Raw genomic sequence first — 10,705 nt, forward strand, 5'->3', positions numbered from 1 at the left:
TAGAGTCGAACTCATGCACTGGCTAATTTCATAAATTCCTTTTTTTGTCAACTCCTAATACTGAACCGACGCCCTAGCCTCTAGAATCCGTGCAAAATCTTGGAGGATGGGCGGCGGGGCAAGTAACTCGCGGTATTGGGTTTACTCTGATTCGGTAAGTGCGGCCCAGATTTTTGCGTGATCGGCGTGGCCCGATTCGCAGACTTTCTTGACTACTCCTGCGATTTGGTGGGCTGTTGTGTGATCGTTGCTGGTAATGGCGGCGCGGATAAAGCCTAAAGCACTCGGCGTGGGTGGCGGGATCTTGCTGTGCGGGCGATCGGGACTGTTGGGTAGGTTCTAGCATGATGCGTCCTCCCAGCGGATTTGATGCGGCCATGCCAGCGTTTCAGTCCAGCCGCCAACTTGCTCTATCAGCATTCGCAACTGAGCGCCGTCTGTGGTGGCAAGGAATCTTGCCCGCACCCATTCCCGCCCCCAACGCAAAACCCATCCCAGCCTACCTTTACTTGTCGGTGGCCCCGTCTCTGCCGACACCTCGCCCGCCGTCGTATTTTCTGGGGTGATTTTTGTCATAGATGGTTCTATTTGAGTATTAATAAAATCAGAACCATCTATGACAGCATCTAAAGCATATGGGGCGGGAGTTTCAGTCGTTTTTGCAGCAGCCTTTTTAGCTTCGACTTTCTGGCTCATCCTGACCGCTGTCAGAACATAAAGTTCGTGCCAATTTTCGGGTAAGGAGCATATTCGGATGGGGCCCTTTTTCGTTAGCTTTGTTGTGGCTTCAGGCTGGTAATGGTAAGTGTAAAGTCGTTGTTTATCTTCCCCCCTGGTTTGCCGACTGATTAGCGACACGCCGATAAGTCTCAAAAGTCGGTTAACGTATTTGATGCCGCTCTTCCCGGGATTCCCTAATATTTTTGAGACATCCTTATTTTTTCCCCATCTCAAAAACTCCTGGATTTCGGGAGATTCCTCAGACCAAGTGCGATCTGGGTCTAAAAATTGCCTAAGCTTAAGCTTGCTAAGAGTTTTAAGCTTGAGCCAGCGGGAGCTATGGTCTGACAGCGAACTTTCCAGCTTTCCCGTCTCCCATTTGCTTCGCTGCAACAGTTCGGCTTCTTCTGGATTATTGAAGAGCCACGCTGTCTCTAGTTGCGTTAGGAGCGATCGGTCATCAAACCTGACCCGGTGTACAAATTGCCAATTCCAAAGTTCGGTATCCTCAACCCCCGGTAATTGGGTCTTAAGTCGGCATTTTTCCGCTTGGCATCTTTCGGGCCAGCTTGCTTTGTTGCTGCGGGATATTTCCTGTGCTTCCTCTAGGGATATGTCAGGAGCCTCGAAAATTTCCTGTGCCTCTTTTTCCTTACAGAGAATCTTGTTTTCTATGTGCCTCCCTGATTCGTCAATCCCGATCGATGGGCGAGCGACTTCGTACCCATCCGCCATTAAAGCTTGCACGAGAAATTCTCTTAGCTCAGATTTCTCTAGATTCTCCTGTGCTTCAAAGTGGCAATAAGCTTTAAAAAGTGGGTCTGAGTATTGGTGCTCAAGTTGGGCCTTGATCTCCTCCATATATTCTTCGGCACCTAATAATCCCTTCTCAATGTCAATATTTAATTGAATTTGAAGGTTGATTTGATTGGCATAGTAAGAAGCGCGATCGGAGTTTTGAAGCCCAAAACCAGGGCAGAGAATGGAAATTTGATTAAGCGGATGCCTTACGCGTCGCAGCATCTGAATCAAGGAATTTACACCCAAAACCCCGCAGAACAAACCGAACACGTCGGTACACCATTCGAGAATGCTGATGTCAATGCCGTTTTCAAGAGTTGGGGTATAGATAATCCAGGCCGGATTATTTTTCTCAATCCAAGCATCTGGGTCAGTTTGGAATTCAACCAGATCGGGGTCTGTCGAATTTTTTGAACAAATAAGCAAGCCCTTTCCGAATCTCTCTGTGAGAGTAATGGCAAGGGCTTCAGCTTCCGGCACAGAAAAATCAGTTGCTATTGCGGGGCAACCGGAGTTTTCTATGAGGTTGATAAAAGCCTGTTTTTCGGCGGCTGTTGGTTTCCCGCTCTCAGTCTCGAAAACGCGGGTTTTCGGGCAATTTTCCTTGTATTCGTTCAAATGCTTGATTACCCGCTTGTTCCCGGCAATTTTCGCGACCATTGAGACTGTATAGTCGGTGAGATGCCCGTCTAGTAAGATAATTCGATCGGCATCCTGACACCCCTGACTAAATCGCTCTTTGATAGCTTCCCGATCACGCCTCAAGGTGGAACTCATCAATAAATGCCTGAGAACGCTTTCTGCCTCGTCAAGAATTATTGTTGCCCCCTCAAAAATCTCAGGAGGAAGCTTGAGCAAAGAATCAAAGCACAGGCAGAGTCTGGCGTTGGGGTCTTTGAACATCTGATAACCGTTGTGGGCGTTGAGATGGTAAAACCCACATTTCTCGGCTGTCTGTAGCAGCAGACCGTTTCGACTCCCTAAAACGATGATTCTGCCTTCTGGATTGCTGGCAATGATATCTTTGAGCCATTGAGTCTTGCCCGTCGCTAAACCACTTAAAATGCCGGTAATTGTGCCGGATGCTGGTGCGGAGGCGTGAAAATAGCGCGAGTTAATGGCGTGATCGGGAGTATATTGCCGATTGCGTCGCCATTGGGCCTCTATCCTTAGCTTCTGGTAGTCTTTAGCTCCCGATAGAAGTGCATCTACATCACCGCCTGCCACAGCAAAATCATCGATCGCTTTGTGAGGGCCGGGTAGAAGGGCAATTTTGCAGGTAACGTTAGCAAAAAGTCGAGATGTGGTGCTGGCGGCTTTGAATTCTGGGGTCTCAAAACAATTCCCCTCGCGGTAGTCGAAGGTAAAAAATACGATACGTCCTTTCGTATCAAAAGGTTTGAGCGCTTCGTGCAGTTCGTGGGCAATTGCTTTTTGGTATTGCGTCCCGTCTTTTTTGGTTATGGTTTCGCCGCGCTCGGTTACTCGATAACCGGTTGTGATTCCTGGTAGGCCGATCGCCGCGTAACCGCGACTAATCAACGAAGCTGCTTTTTTCTCGCCTTCAGTGATGACGATCGGGCAACCGCTACTCTCGACCCATTCCCAGAAACCTAATGCTTTTCCGCCAACTCCTACCACAGGGAATTCTGGCATGGGTAAACCAGCTTTTTCGGCTACTAATTGCCAGACTCGAACCGTAACAGCGGGGAAGAACAACTCTAAGGACTTTCCAGTTGGCTGAAAATAGCGACGCTCTTTGTTTTTTTCATCTAGCGCGATCGGGGCACCTGCTAGTTGTCGAAAGCGGCCGTTAGCAATCCAGCCAGCAGCAGCAGGGCCCGCAGGTCGAAAAATTCCTTTTGCCTTGATGTTTCCGTTTCTGGCATCCTCCGATGCTCCACAAAGATCGGAAAGGAGCCAGAATTTATTTTTGTAAAAATATCCTGCGTCGCCGATACACCGGGCAAGATTTCGAGCCGCTTCTAGGCTGCTGCCACCGCTACTATCGCTGTTGGTTGACTTGTCTTGATCGCGATACAGCAATTCGTAAGCTTCCAGGCCGTCGCTCGTCGTCGGGGTGAAGTTTATCGGGTAGAGATCGGGGGCAACGCCCGATCGAACCACAACATCGTCGTAGCAAAGTTTTTCTAGCCAATCCTGGCTAAAATTATCTAAAATCGCTAACTCTTGACTAAAATTGTCTGAAATTGGTAAAAAGGTAGACATAGCGGGGTATTCCTAGAAGGTTGACCCGCTACACCCGATATAGAAGAGAGGCTAGCTATTTGCTGTTTGCAGTTTATTTCTAACTGTCAACAGTTTGTGTTATGATTGAGCTACTATATTTTTTAAATTCTTTGCTGTGCCTCTCATCAGGTGCAGCGATTTTTTTGGCTTAAAGCAAGTGGAAATAATGCCTGGAAGCTTTATGCTGCCAGGGCTTATTCGTTGTGTACGTGCAAATTAGATTCATTTTTTTTGTTCCCTGCTAATAACTCACAATGTTTTTATACGTGCTTGATTTAGAGTTTCAAGGCTTCATTAATAAAGCCAGAACGAGATTGGGAGAAGTATGTGGCATACTTATGGCAATTGCCCAGGATTTCTGGTTCTAATCAAACTCCGGTTTGTACCTGATTTTAAGCATAGAGCATACAATTTGTCTCGCATAACCGAGCGGCAATGGAACAAATTCTAACAGATCCTAACCCCTGAAAGCCATATTCGCTCAAGTACAGAGGAAATGGGTTGCTTAAATTAATTGGGGTTGTACCTGAAATTCACCTCAGATCCACCTAAGATTATAAGAGCCTCTTAGGTAAAATAATAAAATTAGCACTAAGCCAACTGCCCTTTATAAAAAAACTCAACAAAAACACGGTAAACGAGCGAGTTTTCGGCGTTACTCCTTCGCGCAAAAAATTATTTCTTGTGCGAGAGAAGGGCATAAATAAAATATTAGGCTCAGATCGCCCCAAACCCAACACTTGCTGGGTCGCAGGTCTTGTGACAAGCTTCCCCCACCCCAGATCGTAGACGAGCGAGTTTTCGGCGTTACTCGTTCGCGCAAAAAATTATTTCTTGTGCGAGAGAAGGATCTAAAAAATATTAGGCTCAGATCGCCCCAAATCCAACACTTGCTGGGTCGCAGGTCTTGTGACAAGCTTCCCCCACTTTAGATCGCCGAAATGACTGGTTGACACGAACTACGGAAACCCAATCACCTTTTATAGGCAAAGCCCCGTTTTGCTTTAGCGACTGCTGCGGGCTTGGTTTCCGTTGGTTGTTGGTCGTCGGAGCGCTCGGCGCCGTTTTCCCGTTCGTAAGCGCTCAAAATAGTCATGCTTAGCTCTGGCTTCATCCTCAACCCAAAACGTTTCACTAATATCCTGTTCGAGTTCTTGAACTCGTTGGCTCAGAAGCTTGTTTCGTCCAGTCTCGGTGCGAGTAATGCCGAAAGCTTCATCAAACCGCCGGTCCGAGGTTTCAGTCAGTAGCGCCCACACCAAGCAAGATCAATGCCTGTTTTTTTCCTTCGCCGACTTGAGTAAGCCAGTAAGCCGTAACAACTTCTAGGGGAAGGGCATTGAACCGACTTTGACAGCTCCGTCGATCTGAGTTTGGTTCAATTTCGATGCTGTCGGGCGCATAACCTTGACAAGCGTAAAGATTTGATGGCTTTTGAATCCAAAAACCGTCGGGCGTTAATCTCAGGTTTTCCAACACATTCAGCCGCTTGTCTCTGGCTCATTCGGTAACTGCCTGCCATCTGACAGCATAAACCCATCGACTGTGAGAGAACCTATTTGCACGGAAGCTCGAACGGCTTTAACTGATTCGATCATATTTATCTCTCGTGTTTGACCTTTACTCGAACGCTTGCTGATTGTTGTCGCGGGCTTCCTGAGTTATGCCAACGCTGTGGTTTTGCTAAGCCTCAGCTTTGTTCACAAACCGCTCGGGAGTTTTAACCATTTGTTACATGATATTATCATGTAAATTCAAACGATTCTTTCTCCCTAGTTTACCATAAGATGTAAGGTGAGCTAGGGACAATTATGTTTGTAATAAAACGACGTTCAATCGATAAATTTGTAAAACCTGTGAAAGCACGCGAGTTTTGTAGGCTGTGGTTCAATGCCGATGCCCAAATGGAAGCTACCAGAGGCTATAGAGCGGAATGTGTTCGCTTGTTGAGTCGTATCCTAGCCGTGCAAACAGAGACTATTTCGAGTAAATGGGGAAGTGGCATTGATTTCGAGAAAATGCCCGAACAGTACGAACGAACCCTCGCTTATGCCAATTCTCTTCGTTCTATCCTTGACGCAGCGGGCAGCAATCCCGAACTCTCCAACATCATTGCCGAGCGCCTCAAACAATCCCATTAGTAATTCACCGTAAAGTAATACCAGACACTATCAGGTAAACTCCTTGACCGACCGTAACGCAGGTTTTAGTGTTGGAATGACGCCCTGGTGCAGTGGTGCAAACACTTTTCCAGGACTTCTCCCATTCGCTGATAACACCAGCTACCAAGGAGCAACCTTATGTTCGCAGATTACGGGCAGCCATCGCAACCCGCCCAACCAAGCTTTGTAGAAATACCCAATCCCCGCGTTACCACCACACTGGGACGCATGGAAGTGACCGACGTTCGCCCTGAAACCGTCACCGGTCGCCTGTTGGATGACCAAGACAACCCGATACAGGAAGACGGACACCCAGTTTACATTTGCGTTCGGAAACACGAGATTTTGTCTGCCACCGAACGAGCCAACATGATGAGTTGGTGGCAACTGGAGGAACAAGCCGTGGCGACCTACACAGCACTCCGAAAATATTCAATCGAATCCTTAATCAACCGATTGGATGGACTCAAATTGGATGAACTGTACGCTTTGCGAACCTTGGTTTCTTTGGAGAGCGACCCGTTTCAAGCGTACTCCGGCACTGTCAACAGCGACTTATCCCACTTGCAGCTTTGGTTTCCCACAGTGCGAGTTCTTGATCGTGCCGAACAAAACCAACTAGCAAGCGCATTGTGCTGGCGAATAGCGAGCGACTCCAACGCACCGACAGCACCCACACCGGGCGACGGGAGGAACGATTAATTCTTGAGTTGATAGAAGATGGCATCTAAAAATTCTTTTTTAGTCACGTTAGTGGCTTGAGTTTTTTTTGATGCGCCACTTGTCCAACCTAGAACTAATCACGCCACGCAGAATATCTGGAACATCTTCCACGCGACTAATCCCCTAGAACGAGTAGGAGGCTCAAATGATGACAACAAACTTTGATATTGGGCTGCCAACGACACCAAGTTTCAGACCACAATTCGTTTATTCGCAAAATCTGGATTTTGTGCCTAGTCCAGACGATACTTTACCGTCGATTATTCCTGGTCTGAACAGTTTGCCAGCTCAATCTGATGGCTGTGAACGGGTAAGGGTAATGGTTTTTGGATCGAGCTACGGGGTAACATACACGATTCGCTGGCTTTACAAGCTACAGTTCGCTCATATCAGCGAGTGGAGTTTGCTTATGCCAGCTCCAAGTGAGGGTGAATTTATGAGCATTCTTACTAAGCGAATCCCATTGAATCCAACTAACTAATTGGCATCAAATTTGGTAACAACTTAGTAACAACTACTTCGGCGACGCTGGCGACAGTTTTATCTGTATCAAAAGCGCTCGCCAGTTTCTTCTATCAGACACCAGCGAGGCATGACTATGACCAACGGCAACGGGCCTAACGGTGACACGCCTAACGGTGATACGCCCCAACCAGATCCAATCCAAAAGTTAACGGAATACGTCGAATCTGTGGAGATTTCTCTGGAAATCCAGGAAGATAAAACAGATGCCATTGAAGATCGGGTGGCAAGTCTTACCGAGCAGATAACCGAGTTGAAACAACAAGTGAAAGACATATATGGAGATGAAGAAGACTGGGAACGTATGTCAAAGACTTGACGGGCTTATCGCGCGCCGTCAGGCTAAAAACCGATTGCAGCGCTCCAAGCTGGAGCGAACCCAGCGCTTGCGAGATGAAGCTGCCTTGGACAGACCTTTTAGAAAGTCCCCTTTGCTTGACTTCGTTGATGATTTGGTACACCGTCCCCCAAACCAAGAGCAGATGCGCCAGCTTAAGGAATTGCTCTTAGAAGAACAGAAAACCATCGCTCAACTGATTGCCCTAATTGACCAACACCTAGATTGATGTACTTCCCTGATTGAAGCCGAGGTGATTCTTCAAAGATGTTATGAGGCGGTCAATAGACACGCCTCTTCATCTTTTTAAGGACGCGAACCTGAAAGTAATCAAAAGTTTTAAACCAAAACCTACAGTGTGTTAATACTTTTAACTTATTATTAATTTCTGGAAATAAAATCAAAATAGGGCATCTCAAAAGTTAACTAAAAAGGAGCGATTTTGAAGGTAACAGGTAAGAACGGCTAACCTTTGTATGCCATGGTATTATAAGCAGTTATAAAAACATACAGCCGAACGAAGAGTAACGGTGAAGCGGGATTAGTTGTTTCAATTCGCAGGTCGTGACGCTTATTTGATAAAATGATTAGATTGTCGTTTAGTTTTGCAGCGGGCGACACCTCCCCCAATCTGGGGTTTTTTTCTTTTGAGTTCACTTGCTTTGTGAGCTGTTCTGTGGGTTTTTAAATGCTACCAATCGAGTTATATTTGGAATATATTGTTTTGATATTTGGCTATCAAATATGGAACTAACCAAATACAGTTGGTGGGGAGAATCCAACGAGCCACCAGAACATCTGAAAACTAAAAAGCAATTGGGTGAATTGGGACTCTCGCCTCTGAAACCTTCAGGCGTTATCTCAACGCGAAAATACGACGTGCTCCTCTACGATATCAACAATCCTGAATGTTGCCGTCCCAAAAGAAAACCCACCCAAAAGCAATTGGAAAACCTAGCTGCCAACCGCCTCAAAGCTCAAATTAAGCGGGATTATCAAGAGTGGTATCGAGAAGTAAGTTTTGTCGAAAGAGATAGGGTAAGAGCGGTGAAGTGGGCAAGAGAACAGCTTCTTGCTCCTGATGAATGGTTGATTTTGGATACTGAAACTACTGGCTTCGATAATGCAGAGATTGTGGGAATTGCAGTTATTAACTCGCTGGGAGAAGCGCTGCTCAATACACTTGTCAGACCTGCAACTTCTATTCCCGCAGAAGTAACAGATATTCACGAGATAAAGGATGAAGATGTAAAGAATGCACCCATCTTTCCAGAGATTTATCCTTCTGTTGTGGAAGTTATGAAAGATAAGCGAGTGTTATCTATAATCCTGCCTTTGATATCAAAATTTTAAATTACTGCTGCAATTTGCACGGTTTGCCAATTCTCAATTTAAAAGAACGCTCCGAATGCCTTATGGAATGGGCAGCACAGTGGAGGGGAGATTGGAGCAATTATTATAAAGATTATAAATATTTTCCTTTGCCTGATGGAAACCACCGAGCGCTGGGAGATTGCATCGCTGCTATGCGAGCTAATTAAACGCATAGCAGCGGATTCGGATCAAATCAATTGTCCAGTGCCGATTCCTGAGAGTAAGCGTAAATCCAAAAGTCAATGACGCCGTGTTCTTCGGGAGAGAATGCTAACAGTCTGGAAGAAGAAGCTTATGATGAGGCAATTGGAGTTATCCCCAAAACCATGACAAACCCCGAGCCCACTGACTATGCTGCTCTTATCCGCGCTGTAACTCCCAACAGCGAACGAAAGCATCCTGAGTGGCTAGACCCCGGACAACAGCTCTGTTCTCCCAAGTACGGACAAGGCACGGTTATTTCTTGGGTGGGCAACACTCTTATAGTCAAGTTTCCCGGATACTCGATTCCCGTTCAATACAAAAATTGGCAGCAAGCTGTTGAAAGGGGTGAAATCGCCCCTGGGGAGGCATCTAAAACACCAGAATCCTCATCCGAAGCTGAAGAAAAGGGTGCAGGTGAAGTAGAATCTGCTAGCTTTTGTAAGGTAAGTGCAGCAGAAATTGCCGCTATTCCTCAACCCAAATTTAGAGCGGTCGCGCTTGAGTTAGCTTCACATCTTAGCGCTGTTCGCATTACCCCTCCCGCCTCTGGTTCCTTGTACGCCATTCCCAAAGACTTGCCCTGGGCTTTACAAAATGCTCTTCGGGAATTGGGAATTCACCAACTCTATTCGCATCAAATTGAAGCCTTAAATTGCCTGCGTCAGGGCTGCGATTTGAGCATTGTTACTCCCACAGCATCGGGGAAAACCCTGTGTTACAACCTCGCAATTCTCGAAGATTGTCTGAAGAATCCCCAAACTTCTGCGCTCTATATTTTTCCGCTAAAAGCTCTAGCTTTCGATCAGTTTCGCAAACTCCAGCGCATTGTCGAAACCTTTCCTCAAGAACAGCGGGTAAAAGTTGGACAAATGACAGGCGATACTCCCTACACCGAACGTTTGAAACTCTTTGTGCCTCATCTCCCCAATATTTTAGCGGTCAGTCCCGATTTGCTGCACTATCAATTATCCAAGATTCCGCGCGTCTCACAATGGGAACCCTGGCGAGAATTTCTGCGACGATTGCGTTGGGTGGTTATTGATGAAAGCCACTCGTATACAGGCGTTTTTGGTGCTCATTTTACTAACCTAATGCGCCGTTTGCGTAGGGCTGTAGACAGTGTGGGAGGCAACAGCAGCCAGCTCCAATTTATTTGTTCTTCGGCTACAATTGGCAACCCCCGAGACATGGCAATGAGATTTAGCGGTAGAATGTCTCAACCCGACCAATTGCATTTAATTGAAGGTAGCGGAGCGGGGAGTGCTGGAAGGACTGTTTTGTGTTTGGCTCCTAGCGACACGGCGAATTCCGATGCTTGCAAGATTGTATTATCTTGGCTGCAACAAGACTTAAGCGGAATTGTGTTTTGCAATAGTAGAGGAGCCGTTAAGAAGCTGGTTGATTTAATTCAAAAAGAAAGTACGCGACACGGAAATAGTTATTTAGCACAAAAAGTAACGGCTTTTTACGGCTCGTTGAAAAGCGAGCGCCGCCAAAACATTATCAACCAACTGCAAAGAGGAAAACTTAAAGTAACAATACTTCGGACAGTTTTTAAAGAGGGATACGATCGCAATAAAACAGAGAAGTGAAAAAGTGAGTGAAATCTGAG

The 10,705-nt window shown here is 46.4% G+C and carries 10 protein-coding genes; 7 read left to right on the top strand and 3 right to left on the bottom strand.

What is annotated here, in order from left to right; all coding sequences use genetic code 11:
• Nucleotides 1–339: 339 nt before the first annotated feature.
• The 3 genes from QUA77_RS27540 to QUA77_RS27550 form a co-directional block, all read right to left on the bottom strand.
• Nucleotides 340–3,750: a plasmid replication protein, CyRepA1 family gene (locus QUA77_RS27540; protein WP_333042242.1), complete on the bottom strand. Its 3,411-nt coding sequence runs from the start codon at nt 3,748–3,750 to the stop codon at nt 340–342.
• A 994-nt stretch (nt 3,751–4,744) separates the two neighbouring features.
• The gene (locus tag QUA77_RS27545) at nt 4,745–4,867 is read right to left on the bottom strand and encodes a hypothetical protein (RefSeq protein WP_333042244.1); all 123 of its coding nucleotides are present in this window, start codon (nt 4,865–4,867) and stop codon (nt 4,745–4,747) included.
• Nucleotides 4,868–5,010: 143 nt separating this feature from the next.
• Nucleotides 5,011–5,250: a hypothetical protein gene (locus QUA77_RS27550; protein WP_333042246.1), complete on the bottom strand. Its 240-nt coding sequence runs from the start codon at nt 5,248–5,250 to the stop codon at nt 5,011–5,013.
• 377 nt (nt 5,251–5,627) lie between these two features.
• Here QUA77_RS27550 and QUA77_RS27555 point away from each other — a divergent pair, with 377 nt between their 5' ends.
• From QUA77_RS27555 to QUA77_RS27585, 7 genes are all read left to right on the top strand, one after another.
• Nucleotides 5,628–5,912 carry a hypothetical protein gene (locus tag QUA77_RS27555; RefSeq protein ID WP_333042248.1) on the top strand — a complete coding sequence of 95 codons (285 nt, stop codon included), beginning with the start codon at nt 5,628–5,630 and terminating at the stop codon, nt 5,910–5,912.
• A 159-nt stretch (nt 5,913–6,071) separates the two neighbouring features.
• A complete protein-coding gene (locus tag QUA77_RS27560; RefSeq protein WP_333042250.1) occupies nt 6,072–6,635 on the top strand; it encodes a hypothetical protein in 564 nt (187 codons plus the stop codon).
• 166 nt (nt 6,636–6,801) lie between these two features.
• Complete coding sequence (locus QUA77_RS27565; protein ID WP_333042251.1) at nt 6,802–7,137, top strand: hypothetical protein; 336 nt, start codon at nt 6,802–6,804, stop codon at nt 7,135–7,137.
• 111 nt (nt 7,138–7,248) lie between these two features.
• Entirely contained in the window at nt 7,249–7,497 is a 249-nt protein-coding gene (locus tag QUA77_RS27570) for a hypothetical protein (RefSeq protein WP_333042252.1), read from the top strand.
• Between the two features lie 34 nt (nt 7,498–7,531).
• Nucleotides 7,532–7,744, top strand: a complete 213-nt coding sequence (locus tag QUA77_RS27575; protein WP_333453766.1) for a hypothetical protein — start codon at nt 7,532–7,534, stop codon at nt 7,742–7,744.
• Nucleotides 7,745–8,259: 515 nt separating this feature from the next.
• Entirely contained in the window at nt 8,260–8,868 is a 609-nt protein-coding gene (locus QUA77_RS27580; RefSeq protein WP_333042254.1) for a 3'-5' exonuclease, read from the top strand.
• Between the two features lie 263 nt (nt 8,869–9,131).
• On the top strand, nt 9,132–10,685 hold the full coding sequence (locus QUA77_RS27585; protein WP_333453768.1) for a DEAD/DEAH box helicase: 1,554 nt from the start codon (nt 9,132–9,134) through the stop codon (nt 10,683–10,685).
• Nucleotides 10,686–10,705: the final 20 nt, after the last annotated feature.

It is taken from the genome of Microcoleus sp. K5-D4 (assembly GCF_036704575.1).
GTDB lineage: Bacteria > Cyanobacteriota > Cyanobacteriia > Cyanobacteriales > Microcoleaceae > Microcoleus.

Coding starts and splice junctions, on each gene's coding strand:
- QUA77_RS27540 (WP_333042242.1), bottom strand. CDS start 3,750: ATGTCTACCTTTTTACCAATTTCAGACAATTTTAGTCAAGAGTTAGCG.
- QUA77_RS27545 (WP_333042244.1), bottom strand. CDS start 4,867: ATGACTATTTTGAGCGCTTACGAACGGGAAAACGGCGCCGAGCGCTCC.
- QUA77_RS27560 (WP_333042250.1), top strand. CDS start 6,072: ATGTTCGCAGATTACGGGCAGCCATCGCAACCCGCCCAACCAAGCTTT.
- QUA77_RS27565 (WP_333042251.1), top strand. CDS start 6,802: ATGATGACAACAAACTTTGATATTGGGCTGCCAACGACACCAAGTTTC.
- QUA77_RS27570 (WP_333042252.1), top strand. CDS start 7,249: ATGACTATGACCAACGGCAACGGGCCTAACGGTGACACGCCTAACGGT.
- QUA77_RS27580 (WP_333042254.1), top strand. CDS start 8,260: ATGGAACTAACCAAATACAGTTGGTGGGGAGAATCCAACGAGCCACCA.
- QUA77_RS27585 (WP_333453768.1), top strand. CDS start 9,132: ATGACGCCGTGTTCTTCGGGAGAGAATGCTAACAGTCTGGAAGAAGAA.